The organism is Nocardia sp. A7 (assembly GCF_046549215.1).
GTDB lineage: Bacteria > Actinomycetota > Actinomycetes > Mycobacteriales > Mycobacteriaceae > Nocardia.
In genome coordinates this window covers 274,830-290,343 of record NZ_JAJPWE010000004.1, presented here as the reverse complement: position 1 = coordinate 290,343, position 15,514 = coordinate 274,830, and the positions used below count along the sequence as shown (strand labels likewise).

Annotated in this window: 15 protein-coding genes; 8 read left to right on the top strand and 7 right to left on the bottom strand. The window is 66.2% G+C overall.

What is annotated here, in order from left to right; genetic code table 11:
- Positions 1 to 7 precede the first annotated feature (7 nt).
- Entirely contained in the window at positions 8 to 1,561 is a 1,554-nt protein-coding gene (locus ACLJPD_RS23275) for an alpha/beta hydrolase (protein ID WP_410874864.1), read from the bottom strand.
- 104 nt (positions 1,562 to 1,665) lie between these two features.
- Between ACLJPD_RS23275 and ACLJPD_RS23270 the strand changes: the two genes are divergently transcribed.
- The 4 genes from ACLJPD_RS23270 (at position 1,666) to ACLJPD_RS23255 (ending at position 5,334) form a co-directional block, all read left to right on the top strand.
- A complete protein-coding gene (locus ACLJPD_RS23270; protein WP_410874863.1) occupies positions 1,666 to 2,388 on the top strand; it encodes a MerR family transcriptional regulator in 723 nt (240 codons plus the stop codon).
- 335 nt (positions 2,389 to 2,723) lie between these two features.
- Positions 2,724 to 3,512 carry an ABC transporter permease gene (locus ACLJPD_RS23265; protein ID WP_410874862.1) on the top strand — a complete coding sequence of 263 codons (789 nt, stop codon included), beginning with the start codon at positions 2,724 to 2,726 and terminating at the stop codon, positions 3,510 to 3,512.
- On the top strand, positions 3,505 to 4,338 hold the full coding sequence (locus ACLJPD_RS23260; protein ID WP_410874861.1) for an ABC transporter permease: 834 nt from the start codon (positions 3,505 to 3,507) through the stop codon (positions 4,336 to 4,338). The genes ACLJPD_RS23265 and ACLJPD_RS23260 overlap by 8 nt, the downstream gene beginning before the upstream one ends.
- Positions 4,339 to 4,341: 3 nt before the next feature.
- Positions 4,342 to 5,334, top strand: a complete 993-nt coding sequence (locus ACLJPD_RS23255) for an ATP-binding cassette domain-containing protein (protein WP_410874860.1) — start codon at positions 4,342 to 4,344, stop codon at positions 5,332 to 5,334.
- Between the two features lie 2 nt (positions 5,335 to 5,336).
- Here ACLJPD_RS23255 and ACLJPD_RS23250 read toward each other — a convergent pair whose 3' ends face one another.
- Positions 5,337 to 5,657, bottom strand: a complete 321-nt coding sequence (locus ACLJPD_RS23250) for a hypothetical protein (RefSeq protein WP_410874858.1) — start codon at positions 5,655 to 5,657, stop codon at positions 5,337 to 5,339.
- Between the two features lie 330 nt (positions 5,658 to 5,987).
- Between ACLJPD_RS23250 and ACLJPD_RS23245 the strand changes: the two genes are divergently transcribed.
- Positions 5,988 to 6,512 carry a DUF4254 domain-containing protein gene (locus tag ACLJPD_RS23245; RefSeq protein ID WP_410874857.1) on the top strand — a complete coding sequence of 175 codons (525 nt, stop codon included), beginning with the start codon at positions 5,988 to 5,990 and terminating at the stop codon, positions 6,510 to 6,512.
- A 3-nt stretch (positions 6,513 to 6,515) separates the two neighbouring features.
- On the opposite strand, the gene ACLJPD_RS23240 is transcribed toward ACLJPD_RS23245, so the two are convergent.
- Genes ACLJPD_RS23240 through ACLJPD_RS23230 form a run of 3 tightly spaced genes read right to left on the bottom strand, consistent with a single transcriptional unit; the run spans position 6,516 to position 9,152 of the window.
- Positions 6,516 to 6,836, bottom strand: coding sequence for a hypothetical protein (locus tag ACLJPD_RS23240; RefSeq protein WP_410874855.1), 321 nt, complete (start codon positions 6,834 to 6,836; stop codon positions 6,516 to 6,518).
- A gap of 42 nt (positions 6,837 to 6,878) precedes the next feature.
- Positions 6,879 to 8,030 carry a fatty acid desaturase family protein gene (locus ACLJPD_RS23235; protein WP_410874854.1) on the bottom strand — a complete coding sequence of 384 codons (1,152 nt, stop codon included), beginning with the start codon at positions 8,028 to 8,030 and terminating at the stop codon, positions 6,879 to 6,881.
- A gap of 30 nt (positions 8,031 to 8,060) precedes the next feature.
- A complete protein-coding gene (locus tag ACLJPD_RS23230) occupies positions 8,061 to 9,152 on the bottom strand; it encodes a ferredoxin reductase (protein ID WP_410874853.1) in 1,092 nt (363 codons plus the stop codon).
- A 144-nt stretch (positions 9,153 to 9,296) separates the two neighbouring features.
- On the opposite strand from ACLJPD_RS23230, the gene ACLJPD_RS23225 reads away from it, so the two are divergent.
- Positions 9,297 to 9,944, top strand: coding sequence for a TetR family transcriptional regulator (locus tag ACLJPD_RS23225; RefSeq protein WP_378766498.1), 648 nt, complete (start codon positions 9,297 to 9,299; stop codon positions 9,942 to 9,944).
- Between the two features lie 51 nt (positions 9,945 to 9,995).
- On the opposite strand, the gene ACLJPD_RS23220 is transcribed toward ACLJPD_RS23225, so the two are convergent.
- Positions 9,996 to 11,333 carry an MFS transporter gene (locus ACLJPD_RS23220; protein WP_410874852.1) on the bottom strand — a complete coding sequence of 446 codons (1,338 nt, stop codon included), beginning with the start codon at positions 11,331 to 11,333 and terminating at the stop codon, positions 9,996 to 9,998.
- A gap of 156 nt (positions 11,334 to 11,489) precedes the next feature.
- On the opposite strand from ACLJPD_RS23220, the gene ACLJPD_RS23215 reads away from it, so the two are divergent.
- Both ACLJPD_RS23215 and ACLJPD_RS23210 read left to right on the top strand, forming a co-directional pair.
- Complete coding sequence (locus ACLJPD_RS23215; protein ID WP_410874850.1) at positions 11,490 to 12,044, top strand: PadR family transcriptional regulator; 555 nt, start codon at positions 11,490 to 11,492, stop codon at positions 12,042 to 12,044.
- The gene (locus ACLJPD_RS23210) at positions 12,041 to 14,071 is read left to right on the top strand and encodes an FAD-dependent oxidoreductase (RefSeq protein WP_410874848.1); all 2,031 of its coding nucleotides are present in this window, start codon (positions 12,041 to 12,043) and stop codon (positions 14,069 to 14,071) included. The genes ACLJPD_RS23215 and ACLJPD_RS23210 overlap by 4 nt, the downstream gene beginning before the upstream one ends.
- A gap of 131 nt (positions 14,072 to 14,202) precedes the next feature.
- Here ACLJPD_RS23210 and ACLJPD_RS23205 read toward each other — a convergent pair whose 3' ends face one another.
- Positions 14,203 to 15,408 (bottom strand): phosphotransferase enzyme family protein, encoded by a 1,206-nt coding sequence (locus ACLJPD_RS23205; RefSeq protein ID WP_410874847.1) that lies wholly within the window; start codon positions 15,406 to 15,408, stop codon positions 14,203 to 14,205.
- Positions 15,409 to 15,514: the final 106 nt, after the last annotated feature.

The following is a 15,514-nucleotide window of genomic DNA, read 5'->3' as shown; positions in this document are numbered from 1 at the left end:
GTCGACCTCACAGCGTGCATCGGGCATCCGGGCTGGTGTTCAGGTTGATCAGGTAGTCGGCGACGATGTCGTTGACGCAGGGGCTGGCGCCGGACAGTGCGACGGTGTGTTGTTCGCCTTCGACGGTGAGCAGGGTTCCGCCGAGAGTCTCGGCCAGGCTGATGCCGCCGGCGTACGGGGTGGACGGGTCACCGGTGATCGAGATCGTCAAGGTGTCGGGTAGCCCGTCGATGTCGGTGGCGTAGGGGTAGGTCAATGTCGGTTCGACGGGCCAGAACTCGCACGGGTCGCGGGCGCCGTCGGTGCCTCGGCCCGCGTCGGTGTAGGGGGCGGCTTGCTGGATCCGTCCTTTGAGGGCGCGTTCCTGTTCGGGAGTGTGGCGCTGTTCGTCCATGCAGTTGATGGCGAAGAGGGCTTCGTTGAAGTTGCTGTAGCGGCCGTCGGGGTCACGCCCGGCGAAGGCTTCGCCCACCTTCAGCAGGGTGTCGGCTCTGCCTGCGCGGATCTCGGCGATGCCTTTGATGAGGGTGGGCCAGGCCGCGGAGCTGTACAGCCCGGCGGTGATCGCCCCGTAGGCGGCGTTGAAGTCCAGTTCGCGACCGTCGGCGGTGACGATCGGCCGATCGATCAGTGGCCGCACCAGGTCCTGGAAGACTCCGGTGGCTTTCGCGGGGTCGGTGCCGAGTGGGCAGTCGGGGCTCTTCGCGCAGTCGGCGGCCATCTGGTCGAAGGATCGCTGGAAGCTCGTGAACTGGGAGACGCGACGGTCGGCGGTGCCCACGTGCGGATCGATGGCGCTGTCGAGGACCATCGCCCGCACGTTGCGCGGGAACGTCTCGGCGTAGACCGCGCCCAGGCGCGTGCCGTAGCTCTGACCGAGGTAGCTCAGTTTTTCGTCGCCGAGCGCCGCCCGCAGGATGTCCATGTCGCGCACCGCGTCCCTGGTGCCCACGGTGGCGAGGACCTCGGGGCCGCCGGACCCGGCCGCACATTTGTCGACCATCCTGCGGGTGTCCTGCTCGGTCCAGCGTCCGTCACCGACGGTCACCGTGGTCATGCTCTCGCCGTTGTCGACCTCGGCGTCGGTGAAGCAGTCGATGGCCGGGGTGGAGGCGCCGACGCCGCGTGGGTCGAAGCCGATCAGGTCGAATCGCTCGGTGAGCGGGCTGTCCGCCCAGGTCGTCGCGGCGACGGCCGCCATGCTCATCCCGGGACCGCCCGGTCCGCCCGGGTTGAGCAGCAACGAGCCGATCGACTCACCGCGCGCAGGCGCTTTCAGCAAGGCGATCTGCGCGGTGCGCCGGTCCGGATGGTCGTAGTCCAGTGGGACTTCCACCCGCGCGCACTGCAATCCAGGACTGCTCGCGAACGCGGTGGCGTCGGCGTCGGTCGTGGCATATCCCTCACACGGGCCGAACGCGAGTTGCTGACCGTAGAAACGCTGCAATTCCGGCGAAGGCTGTGGTGGACCAGGCGATTGCGGCTCACTGCAGGCGAACAGCATCGGCAGCGAAAGGAGTGTGGCGGCGATCCGATAGCGGATGGCTCGTGGCGGTGCCATGTCGATTCTCCCGATTGTCGGTGGGCGAACGCCAGTAGACACTGTGCCGTTACGGCACAGTCAACGGCAGAATCGACACCACGCCGACCATCGAGGAGCCGATCATGACGTGGAGCACGCGTGAGCTCGCCGAACTCGCGGGCGTCAGCGTCCGGACGGTGCGCCACTACCACGACGTGGGACTGCTCGAGCAGCCCGAACGCAGCGCCAACGGCTACAAGCACTACGGCGTCGGGCACCTGCTGCGCGTGCTCCGGGTCAAACGCCTGTCCGGGCTGGGGATACCGCTGACCGAGATCGCCGCGATGGGTGAGGACGGTGACTATCCGCACGAGGCGCTGCGGAATCTCGACGCCGAACTGGCCGCCACCATCGAACGCCTGCAGGGCATCCGGGTGGAACTGGCCCTCACCCTGGGGCAGGGCTCCCCCACCGACCTGCCACCCGACCTCGGCGCGGGCACCGCCGAACTCACCGACGCCGACCGGGCCTTCACCCTCATCCTCGCGCGGGTACTCGGTCCGACCGGCCAGGATGCGCTGCGCGCGGTACTGAACACCGATCACGATCCCGCGATGGCCGCATTCGACCACCTGCCCGCCGATGCCGACGAGGCCGTCCGTGCCGAGCTGGCCGAACGGATGGCGCCGTCTGTCCGCCAGCTCTATCTCGAACACCCAGGGCTGAACCAGACCGCCGACTCCCCGATCGGTGCCGAGCGGGCGAACCACACGATGGCCGTCGCCATCAAGAACATCTACAACGAAGCCCAGCTCGACGTCCTGATCCGCTTACACCACCTGCTCTACCCACCCGATACCGACTGACAAGCCCTTTCCGCAGGTCAGGGCGTGGGACGACGGTCACAACGAGGCGATGCCGTGACTGCGCCCGGCGGCGGGTAATCTTTCGCCTCATGTGGATCATCCTTGCTATCTCCGTGGTCAGCTCGGTCGCCATCGCGATCTTGTTCGCGACAGGCTTCCCTACCGACTGAGCTTCCACCGGTAAACCGCACGCGCGCAACGCCAGCGATCCGGGCCGTTTTCGTCCTGATTCATGGCGATCGGCTTAGAGTTGAATGATTGTGCGGGGCAGTGTGTTGGGGGATGGTGGGCTTGCCTTCGCGGTGCGGCGTCGTCGCAAGCCAGGTGCTTTCCGGGTGTATTGGACGTTGGCGCGGGCGGGGTTCAAGCGGCAGGCGCAATACAAACTGGCGATGTTCGCCGGGCTTTTCACCAACTGTGTGTTCGGATTCGTTCGTGCGGCGGTGATGGTCGCGGCGGTGCGGACCGCCGGTGATTTCGGCGGCTACGACGAGGGCACCATCGGGGCGTATGTGTGGTTGTCGCAGGCACTGCTCGGCGCCACCCAGTTCATGGGACCGCAGATCGACCTCGTCGACCGGATCAGAACCGGTGACGTCGCGATCGATTTCCTGCGCCCGATCGACGTGCAACTCGGCTACCTGGCCACCGATATGGGCCGCGCGGCCTGCACGATCCTGCCGCGCGGAGTGCCGAGCATCGCGATCGGCGCCGCCACCTTCGGCCTGTCGATGCCGGACTCACCGATGGCCTATGTGCTCGGTCTGATCAGTGTGCTGCTCGCGGTGGCGTTGTCGTTTCTGTGCCTGTTCGCGGTGGCGCTGATCGGGTTCTGGGTGGTCGAGATCCGCGGCATCCGGGTGCTGTACCAGATCGTCGGAACGTTTCTGGCCGGGCTTTTCGTCCCGGTGCACATGTTCCCCGACTGGCTGCGTGTCGTCGCCATGTCTACGCCGTTTCCGTCCATCCTGCAGGCACCGATCGATACGCTGTCAGGGCGGGCCGCTGGAACGGATGCCATGGTCATCGTTGCGATACAGGGCTTCTGGGTGCTGGTGATCGGACTGCTCGGCAGGGTGTTGCTGCGAGCGGGACAACGCAGGCTGGAGGTACAGGGTGGCTGAACCGGTTTCCGCGCGTGTTGTAGCCGGGACCTGGTTCTCCCCCTATCTCGCAGTATTGCGTTCGCGTGTGAAAGCACAGCAGGTGTACCGCCTTTCGTTCGCGACCGAGGTGTTCAGCGCCTTCCTCATCGGCCTGGTGGAGTTCGCCGAGGTGTGGGTCATCTTCCACAGCGTCAAAACCCTCGGCGGCCTCGACGTCGATGCGGCGCTGCTGCTGTTCGGGTTGTCCAACACCTCGTTCGCGCTGGCCCAGGTCGCGGTCGGGCATCTGGACTCGCTGCCGTCGATGATCCGCATGGGCACCCTTGACGCGTATCACCTTCGCCCACAACCGTTGTTGTTGCAGTTGGTGACCAGCGACATCTCGTTACGCAGGCTCGCCCGCGCCGCGGTCGCGGTGATCGTGCTCGCGATCGGGCTGGTGCGCAACGATATCGACTGGGGCATCGCCCCGGTTACCTTGATCGTGATCACCCTGATCAGTGGAATCGCGCTGTTCTGTGGCCTTTTCGTATGCGCGGCCGGACTACAGTTCTTCCTTATAGATGGTGCCGAGCTCACCAACAGCTTCACCTACGGCGGGTCGTTCGCCGCGATGCAGCCCGCCTCGGTGTTCCCGACACCGCTGAAACTGTTGTTCGGGTTCGCGATTCCCGTCGCGTTCACGGCGTACGTGCCGACGATCGCACTGCTCGGGCTGCCGGGGCCACCACTGTTGCCCGCGTGGTCGGCGTGGTTGACACCACTGGCCGCGGCGTGGGTGTGGCTGCTCGCATCAGCGGCATGGCGGGTCGGCACGAGGCACTATCAGGGAGGAGGGGGGTAGGAGATGGACGGGAACGAGCACTCCGAACCGATCATCGACATCGATGACCTCACCCGGCAATTCACCGTCTACCGCAAGAACGGCCGCCACTGGCGCCGACATCGCGACACCATCACCGCCGTCGACCGCATGAGTTTCCAGATCGAACGCGGCTCGGCGGTCGGCTACATCGGCGCCAACGGCGCAGGCAAGTCGACGACCATCAAGATGCTCACCGGCATCCTCGTCCCCACCACCGGAACCGTGCGTACCTGCGGCCTCGAGCCGGTGCGCCAGCGCAGGGAACTCGCCTCGCGCATCGGCGTGGTGTTCGGGCAGCGTTCGCAGCTGTGGTGGGATCTGCCGCTGCACGAATCGTTTTCGATCCTGGCGGCGATCCACCGCCTCGATCCCGATATCGCGGACAAGCGGACGCACGAACTGGTGGAACAGCTGGAAATGGCCGACACCCTCGACACCCCGGTCCGCCAGCTCTCGCTCGGACAGCGCATGCGCGCGGAAGTGGCTGCCGCGCTGCTGCATTCGCCGGAGCTGGTGATCCTGGACGAGCCGACGATCGGCCTCGATGTGTTGTCCAAGCAGCGATTACGCGAGTTCCTGCGCGCCGAACGGATCGAGCGCGGCACCACGCTGCTGCTCACCACCCACGACATGGGCGATATCGAACGGCTCTGCGATCGTGTGCTCGTGGTCGACTACGGTCGGCTGGTGTACGACGGTTCATTGGCCGGGCTCGGCGCCACCGTGGGCGCGCGTCGCGTACTGGTGGTCGATCTGGCCGCTCCCACACCGGATCTCGACGATCTACCGTGCGGGGCGCAGTTACTGTCCAGCGAGGCGGGCGGCATGCGTCAGCGTCTGGCCTTCGACGCGGAGAAGACGACCGCGGCGGCTTTACTGGCGGCGGTGTCGGACCGGGCGCAGGTGCGCGATCTGTCGATCGAGGAACCCGATATCGAGGACGTGGTCCGCCGGATCTACGAGTCGACCCGCTGAATTCAGCTCGGCCCGTCCGGATTTCCCGCGTACATGCTCACCTCGCCGCCCTCCCCGAGGAAGGCGTTCACCAGCATGATCCGCTGCGCGCGCAGCTCCTCGTCGTCGGGGGCGCCGGTGGTGATCGAAATCTGCGGGATGGCAGCCCAGTTCACGACATAGCGCTCGGGTGGGCCGACGTCGCCGGATAATCGCGCGAGCCGGAACACCGATACCGCGTGACGTTCCATGAGGCCGCGCACGACATCGGCGATTCGCTCTGGGTCTTCCAGCGCGAACAGGAACCCGAAGGTCAGCTCTGGCGAGGATACGTAGGCCGGCACAGTTATCGAGGCTAGTACACAGGGCGGCAAATGGTTGCCCGAAATGTGCCGCCGCGGTTACCGAGTAGTGCTCACCGGGAGACCACGCCGTAATGATGGATAACAATTGTCGCCGACCGCCGGTTTCGTACACCATACTATTGCGCGTCGCCGCCGAATCGCGCTTTCCTGAATGGGTCCCGATTTCCCCGGGCCGACTTCTCCACCCGCAGCGTCGCGGACTTTCGTCGACGCCCGGGCGGGGCTACGCCGGTGCCGGGGAGTGCACCCCGCCTATCCCTCCTCGGCTCTGGCGTATCCATGCACACAGCGTTATCAGGGGGCGCGCACATGCCGATCGATCACGGCCACCGTCTGGATGCCGCACAGCTGCCGACTCCCTCGGCACTGTTGCGGGCCTTTCTGGAAACCGACCACCCCGACCCGACGCCACACCGGGTTCTCGACGCCGCCCGCGGGCTCGCGCACTGCCACGATCGCCGACGCAGAATCCTGGAACAGGCACGCGACCCCGCCGCGACGAGCCGCGGCGTGGCGGCGTGCGGACGCCTCGTCGACGACATCGACAACGACCGTGTCGCGCTGATCACCCGCATCGACGTCTGGGTCGCCACTTATGTCGAACACCGCGACGGCGCCTCGCTGCACACCGAGACCCTGGGCGCGGTGATCGACCGCATGGCCGCGAAATGGATTGCGGCGCACCACTCGCTGGCCGCACATACGACAACGACACCACCGCAGCGGGAGGCTCGCACCCATCTGCAGTGGTGTCGTCTTGCCGAATTGACCGACGGCTACCGGGATCTGATCACCGATGTCACCGAACACCGCAGGCGGTTGCCGGTGTGGTGAGGATCAGGCCTGCTCGCCCGTAACCGGGGCTTTGTCGTCGGTAACCGGGGCTTTGTCATCGGCAGCCGGGGCCTTGTCACCCGCGGCCGGCTCGGCGAACAAAATCGGCGTGCCGAAGTCGTCCGCTACCGGAGCGTCGAGGTCGACGGCCTCGGTCTCGGCGAAAGCCGCATCCTTCTCGGCATCTCGACGAGCGGCCGCCGCGGCTTCTCTCATCTCGATCACATCGGTGACGAACTCACCGATTTCGCGAGCAACCTCGGCGACGGTCCCGGTGATCAGCGAGGCGATTTTGCCGACCCGCTGCGCACCGGATGCCGTCAATTCTTGGACAAGATCCTTGTTGCTTTCGAATTTCCCGACCATTTACCCGCTCACAGTGGAGGATTCCGGCTGATTACGCATAACGATAACACCGGGCGTGGGGTCACTCTTCGTGAAACGATCGGGCAGCGCGAGCTTGAAGATCTTGCCCCAGACCGAACCGATCTGCTTGGAGAAACGACCGGTGTTGTAGGGCAGGCCGTACTTATCGGCCAGCGCCTTCACCTCGGGCGCGATCTCCGGGTACCGGTTCGCCGGGATATCCGGGAACAGGTGGTGCTCGATCTGGTGCGACAGGTTGCCCGACATGATGTGGAACAGCCGCGAGCCGGTGATGTTGGCCGAGCCGAGCATCTGGCGCACGTACCACTCACCGCGGGTCTCGACCTCGGTCTCCTCCTTGGAGAACGTCTGCACGCCCGACGGGAAGTGACCACAGAAGATGATCGAGTAGGTCCACACGTTGCGCACCAGGTTGGCCGCCACGTTGCCCGCCAGGGTGGACACGAACAGCGGGCCGGTCAGCGCCGGGAACATCACGTAGTCCTTGAGGACCTGCTTGCCCGCCTTCTTGCCCTGGCCCTTGAGCAGGGGCTTGATGTCGGACCAGCTGCGCTTGCCCTTGATGATGTTGTCGGCCTCGAGGTCGTGCAGCATCACGCCCCACTCGAAGAACATCATCAGCAGGAAGGCGTAGACGGGGTTGCCCAGGTAGTACGGGTTCCACTTCTGCGCCTCATCGATCCGCAGGACGCCGTAACCGATGTCACGGTCCATGTCGACGATGTTGGTGTGGGTGTGGTGCATGTAGTTGTGCGAGTGCTTCCACTGGTCCGCCGGGCAGACGGTGTCCCAGTCGAATTCGCGGGAGTTGATACCGCGCTCACGCATCCAGTCGTACTGGCCGTGCATGACGTTGTGGCCGATCTCCATGTTGTCGAGGATCTTCGACACACCGAGCGCGGCGACACCGGCCAGCCAGAACGGCGGCAGGAAGCCCAGGTACATCAGACCGCGGCCGGCGATCTCGAAGCCACGCTGGGTCTTGATGATGCTGTAGATGTAGTCGCGGTCGCGTTCGCCGAGGTCGTCGACCACCCGGGCGCGCAGCGCGTCGAGTGCGGCGCCGAGCTCTTCGACCTGATCCGGGCTCAGGATGACCGGGCCGTCTTTGCCTTCGGTGAGAATAGTCATGGCTGTGTCTCCCCTTGTCTCTGTGTCGATCTAGAGCGCGATGTCGACGTCGCCGACAGCGGTGTTGATGCAGACCTGGATCTGCTTGTCGGGCTCGGCGTCGAGTTCGCCGGTACGGATGTTGCGAGTGCAGCCGGAGACCTTGGTCGCCGTGCAGGAGAAGCAGATCCCCATGCGGCAGCCGTACTCCGGGGCCAGGCCGACTGCTTCGGCCTGCTCGAGCAGCGATGCTCCGGTGTTGTCGGCGGCGACGTCGCTGCCGGAGAAGGTGACGGTGCCGGTCGCCTCGGACGGGTCGGTCGGAACCGTGGTGAGCGTGAATTCCTCACTGAACACCCGATCCTGGAGACCCTCGGCTTCGAAGATCGTCTTGACCGCCCGCATCAGCGGCGGCGGCCCGCACACGAAGGTCTGCGCGTCGGCGAACCAGGGTGCGACCCGCTCGAGCTCGTCGTAGTCGAAGAACCCGCTGCCGGTGGAGGTTTCACCGTCGATCACCGTGCCCGGCTCGACCGGGTAGCGGTATTCGATACGGAAGTTGGCGCGGCGCTGCGCAATCGAGGACAGTTCTGCGCGGTGCGGCACCATTTCGGGCTGCCGCGCGTAGTGCAGGAACGTGACGTCTCCTGAGTACCCCTCGGCGTCGAGAGTACGCAGCATCGACAGTACCGGCGTGATGCCGCTGCCGCCGCTGACCAACAGGATCTTGTCGGGTCGCTGCTGCGGCAGATGGAACACACCGGACGCCGGCGCCAGGTCGACGACCATGCCCGGCTTCGCGTTGGCGTGCAGGTAGTTCGACACCAGCCCGCCCGGGTGTGCCTTGACGGTGATCTGCAGGTAGCGATCGCCGGTGCTCTCCGGATCGATCGGCGAGTAGCAGCGAGTGTGGCGCACACCGTTGATCGAGACGCCGATCTGCACGTATTGACCGGCGGCGTGGCCACGCCACTGCCGCGAGGCGCGCAGGGTCAGCGTCACCGAGCCCGGCACCGCGTGCGAAACATGAGTGACCTCGGCCCGCAGCTCCCGGGCGGTGAGCCCGGGATGGACGAGCTCGAGGTACCGGTCCAGCGGGTGCGGCGTCGTCAACGTCTGCACCAGATCGATCAGTCCCACCATGTCGTGTCGCCCCTTACAAGAAGTCCGTCGGCGTGCTCTTCAAATTTCAGTGCACGTCTGTACACTCACTAGTGTGCCCGATGACCCCGGGCCACTGTCAACCGGCAATAATGTGAGGCGGACAACATCATGACAAAGGCCGCTATGGTGAACGGCTGTATGCTCACCGATGTGACTGAGCAGGCAGGAACCCGCAACGAGCGCAAAGCGCATACCCGGGCCGCCCTGCTCGATGGCACCCTGGCCCTGGCCTCGGAGCGCGGATTCGCGGCATTGAGCCTGCGTGAGATCGCCCGTTCGGCAGGCATCGTGCCGACGGCCTTCTACCGCCACTTCGCCTCGCTCGACGACCTCGGCGCGACGATCGTCGACGAAGGCGTCACCGCGCTGCGCCTGGCATTGCGTGAGGTCAGGCGCAAGCCGGACGCCCATCTGGCCGACACGGTCCGCTTCGTCTTCGAGCAGGTTCGCGCCAAGCGCGCCCTGTTCGGTTTCCTCATTCGCGAGCGTCATGGTGGACCTGCTCCACTGCGTCAGGCGATCGCGATGGAGATGCAGTTGATCGTGCGCGAGATCGTCGCCGATCTGTCCCGGCTGCGCGCACTGGATTCGTGGAGCACCACCGAGCTGGAGATCGCCGCGGATCTGCTCGTCACCACCGTGACCGACGGTATCGCCGCGTTCGTCGCGTCCACCTCCCGTGAGGAATCGGCGATCGTGGAGCGCACCGTCATGCAGATGCGCCTGATCGCGTTGGGCATCGCGGGCTGGGTACCCAAAAACGCGAATTGAACTCGGAGTACGGGCGTTCACACAACTCGACGGCAGCCCGTCGGTGATCCGTCACATATCGACGGTCGCCGCGCGCGACGGCGCACGCACCGGGAGCAACACCAGCAGGCCCACCGCCAGGACGACGAGAAGTCCGGCGATGCCCGCACGGTCGCTGTGGAAGATCAAGACGAACACGCCGAACAGGGCGGGCGCCAGGAATGACACGGCCCGACCGGTCGTGGTGTACAGGCCGAACAGCTGACCTTCCCGGCCCGGCGGTGCGAGCCGCACCAGGAACGAGCGGGCCGAGGCTTGCGCGGGACCGACGAACACGGTGAGCGCGAGGCCGAAGATCCAGAACATCGTCGAGCCCGACACCAGCAACAGCGCGAGCCCGCACGCGAGCATCCCGACCAGCGACGCCACGATCACCCGCTTGGGCCCGATCCGGTCGTCGAACCGGCCGGCCACGATCGCGGCCGCCCCGGCGACGACATTCGCGGCGATCCCGAACAGCAGCACATCGGCGTCGGCGAACCCGTACACCGTCACCGCGAGCACTCCGCCGAAGGTGAACACACCCGCCAGGCCGTCCCGGAACACCGCGCTGGCCAGCAGGAAGTACACCGTGTGCCGGTCCTGCCCCCACAGCTCCCGCACGTCACGCCAGAGCACTCGGTAGGAACCGAGGAAGCCGACCTTTGCCGCGCCGGGGTCGGCGCCGGTGCGCGGCATCTCGGGCACCGCGAACAGCACCGGCAGCGCGAACACGGTGAACCACACCGCCGCGAGCACGATGACGAGCCGGACATTGAGGCCCTGATCGGTGGGCATCGCGAGCAGGCCGCGGGTGTCGCCGTCTCCGGCGAGGAAGCCCGCGTAGCAGACCAGCAGCAGCACGATGCCACCGAAATAGCCCATCGCCCAACCGAATCCGGAGACCCGCCCGACCGTGGCCGGGGTCGACACCTGCCGCATCATCGCGTTGTAGGGCACGCCGGCGAGCTCGAAGGTGGCCGAGGCGAACGCGAGCAGCGCCAGGCCGAGCCAAAGATCGTGGTAGTCGTCGCGGACGAAGAACATCAGCGACATCGCGCCGACCGTCAGCGCCGTCAAGGTCGCCAAGGCCCGTTTACGTGAGCCGACGGCGTCGAAGTACTGCCCGCAGACCGGCGCCGTCAGCGCGACGACAAGTCCGGCCCCCGCCAGCGCCCAGCCCAGCCACGCGCTGGCCGGTGTCGTACCCGGCAGATCGTCGCCCACCTTGTCGGTGAGATACACCGAGAACACGAAGGTCAGCGTCACGGCCTGGAACGCCGAAGAGCCCCAGTCCCACAATCCCCACGCCAGTACCTGCCCACGCCCGGCCGCCTCGCCGACGGTCTCCGACGCGTTCACCTCGGTCATGAGCCGAAGAGTAGCGACGAAACGACCACCGCGCCGCCCATAACGCGTGCACCTTGTCCGGGTCGGATCCGGCACCTACGCCGCCAGCAAGGTCCGCGGCGTCAATGCATATGAACCTGGTTGCATAGTACCGAGTGTTGCGGATACTCTCGTCTTATGGCACTGGAGCACGCGCTACTGGTCTCGCTCACCGAGCGGGCCGGCTCGGGGTATGAGCTCGCGCGCCGATTCGACAAGTCGATCGGCTACTTCTGGAGTGCCACCCACCAGCAGATCTACCGGGTGCTCAAGCGCATGGAGTCCGCCGGCTGGGTCACTGTCGAATCGGTGGCCCAGCAGGGCAAGCCCGACAAGAAGGTGTACTCGGTGGCCCCGGCCGGTCAGGCCGAGATCGCCCGCTGGCTCGCCGAACCCACCGACGCCATCCCCGCCCGCGACGAACTGGGCGTGAAGATCCGCGCCGCCGCGTACGGCGACATCGACGCCGTCTGCGCCGAGGTGGAGCGCCATCGTGGCCAGCACGCCCAGCGCCTCGACGAGTACCGCCTCAGCGAAAAGAAATTCTTCCCGGTGCCGGACCAGCTCTCCGGCACCGCTCTGCACCAGTATCTGGTCCTGCGCGCGGGCATCCGCGCGGAGTCCGGCTACCTCGAATGGTGCGACGAAGTACTGCAGGCCCTGCGACCGCGAAAAGGTGACGACCGCCCATGACTGCCTATCCCCATCTGTTCGAGCCACTCGACCTCGGCCACACCACGCTGCGCAACCGCGTGGTCATGGGCTCCATGCACACCGGTCTGGAAGACCGCGCCTGGGACACCAACAAGCTGGCCGCCTATTTCGCCGAGCGGGCCCGCGGTGGTGTCGGCCTGATCATCACCGGTGGTTACGCCCCCAACCGCACCGGTTGGCTACTGCCGCTCGGCGGCAAGCTCACCAACAAGACCGAGGCCTACCGGCATCGCACGATCACCAAGGCGGTGCACGCCGAGGGCGGCAAGATCGCCATCCAGATCCTGCACGCGGGCCGTTATTCCTATATGCCGACCAGTGTTTCGGCGTCGGCGATCAAGTCCGCGATCAATCCGTTCAAGCCGCGGGCACTGTCGTCGAAGGGTGTCGAACGCACCATCGACGACTACGCGCGCTGTGCGGGCCTGGCCAAGTTCGCCGGGTACGACGGCTGCGAGATCATGGGCGGTGAGGGCTATTTCCTCAATCAGTTCCTCGCGCCGCGCGTGAACAAGCGCACCGACAAGTGGGGCGGCACCCCGGAGAACCGGCGGCGGCTGCCCGTCGAGATCGCCCGGCGCATCCGTGCCGAAGTGGGTCCCGATTTCATCATCGTGTTCCGGCTGTCGATGGCCGAACTGGTGGAGAAGGGGCAGACCTTCGACGAAATCGTCGCCCTGGCACAGGAATTGGAAGCCGTCGGGGTCGACATCCTCAATACCGATATCGGTTGGCACGAAGCGCGGGTGCCCACCATCGTCACCTCGGTGCCGCGCGCGGCGTTCGTGGAGTTCACCGCCAAGATCGCGCGCAAGGTGAACATCCCGGTCTGTGCGTCGAACCGGATCAATATGCCCGAGATCGCGGAGGAGATCCTGACCCGCGGTGACGCGGCGCTGATCTCCATGGCCCGCCCGCTGCTGGCCGACGCCGAATGGGCCAACAAGGCGCAGAGCGATCGCGCCGACGAGATCAACACCTGCATCGCCTGCAACCAGGCCTGCCTCGACCACGCCTTCGGCAACAAGAAGGTGTCGTGCCTGGTGAACCCGCGCGCGGGCAGTGAGACCACCCTGAACCTGCTGCCCACTCGGCGCGCCAAGCGGATCGCCGTCGTCGGTGCGGGACCGGCCGGGCTGTCGGCCGCGGTGAGCTTGGCCGAGCGCGGCCATCATGTGGACCTGTTCGAGTCCGACGACAAGATCGGCGGCCAGTTCGACATCGCCCGCCGTATCCCCGGCAAGGAAGAATTCGACGAGTCGATCCGCTACTTCCGCCGCAAGATCGACCTCACCGGCGTGACCCTGCATCTCGAAAAGCGGGTCAGCGCTGAGGAATTGATCGCGGGCAAGTACGACTCGGTGATCCTGGCGACCGGTGTGCGCCCGCGCATCCCCAACATTCCCGGTATCGACCACCCGATGGTGCTCTCGTACGCCGAACTGGTGAAGGAGGAGAAGCCGGTCGGCAAGAAGGTCGCGGTGATCGGCGCGGGCGGCATCGGCTACGACGTGAGCGAATACCTCACTGTCGAAGGACATCCCACGCTCAAGCTCGACGAGTGGAAAGAGGAGTGGGGCGTCGATTCCGAGAACGAGCAGGCGCCGGGCCAGCTCCGCAAGCCCAAGCCCTCCCCCGCGGCCCGCGATGTCGTTCTGCTGCAACGCAAGTCGACCCCGTTCGGCAAGGACCTCGGCAAGACCTCCGGCTGGGTGCACCGCGCGGCCCTCAAGGCCAAGGGCGTCGAGCAGGTCGGCGGCGTGAACTACGACCGCATCGACGACGCGGGCCTGCACATCAGCTTCGGCGAGAAGCGCGAGAACCCGCGGGTGATCGAGGTCGACAACGTAATCGTCTGCGCCGGACAGGAATCCGTCCGCGAACTCGAAGAACCACTGCGGGCAGCGGGCGTCGACCTGCACCTCATCGGCGGCGCCGACCTGGCCGCCGAACTGGATGCCAAGCGCGCGATCGACCAGGGCACCCGCCTGGCCGCACGGTTGTAAATCCCCCCCGAAACCCGGTCGTCCGACGCGACGGACGACCGCCGCACCGCCCCGCACGCCGAACTCGCATCCGGCGCGCGGGGCGGTGTTCGTTGTGGGTGGCGGCTGAGCTCATCCGGCAGGGAGCGAGGTCAAGCGGCAGACACGTCGCGGATCAGGTCGCGCAGATCGCGGCCTTCGGCGGTTTCGTACCAGCGCAGGTGACCGAGAAGCCAGTCGTGGTAGGCGATTTCAGCATTGCGTGCGTCCTGCGCGACGGTAAGGAAGTAGTCGATTTCGGAGAGTTCGTAGCCGATGTGGACCAGTGGGAGCAGGTCTGGGAGCAGGTTCTGTTCGGCGGCCGACAAGGGTCGCACTGACTGATATCCGTGGATCAGCGCGGCGATCTGGTCGGCGCGGACGTGGGCGGGCCCGCCGTCGCGCAGCGAAACCCAGTCGATAGCGGTGCGTTCGATGGCGGTGGCGAGGTCGAAGACGGCCGTCGTTCGATCCGCCAGCCCGAAATCGATCACCGAGGTCACCTCGTGGTCACCCCACAGCAGGTTGGTGCCGTGCCAATCCCCGTGCGTCCACAGCGGTTCGGCGTCGGCGAGGTCGGCCCGCAGCTCGGGAACCTCTGCGCGCCAGTCTCTTTCCCCAAGGAAGCGAGCGACAGCCGGTCGGCGGGCGATATGCCACTCGAACGCGCTCACCACGTCACCGTGCATGCTTGCCAGCAACGGTCGGGCGGGTCGAGCCGGAGCGTCGAAACCTGTGGCGGCCTGATGTAGTCGACCCAGCATTACTCCCGCGCCCACCGCATCGTCGTCGTCCCGATAGGGCGACCAGGAGAAGTCCACGCGATACCGGTCCTCCCCCGTTCCCACTCGATGCACCTCGTAGACGAACTCGCCCGCGTCGGCTCTCGCACGAGCACTGTCACGGCGGAACTCATCGGCCGTTCCGGAGCCACAACCGAAATTGCCGTCGCCGTCGCCGTCGCCAACGCTGCGGTTGTGGTCGGGCGTGGGCGTCGCCCAATCACCTATGGTGGCAAGCACTTCGGGCACCGGAATACCCCGATCCCGCAGATGCGCCATGAATCGGTGTTCCTCGCCCAGCGCCATCTCATCGCGCAATCGCACCGGCATCCGCTTCACAACAAGCCGTTCCCCGTCGTCCAACCGCACCCCCACCGTCGACGACAACGGTCGCGCACCACGCCATTCGATCGCCGCGAGCCCCGATCCGCCCCAGGTCGCAGCGAGGGCGCGAGCGATCTCGTCGTCGGTGAGCGCGGGCCACGTCGGCTCGGCCAGCGGGTCATCACCCATCCCGAACACCTGCTCGTCAGCCATCGGTCCAGTATCGATGGTGTCGGCCACGGTGACGTCGCACCGTCGCGGCGCTGCGCCACCGGCGTCGATGCGGACAGCGCACGGCCGTAGCCGATCACCTAAGCTC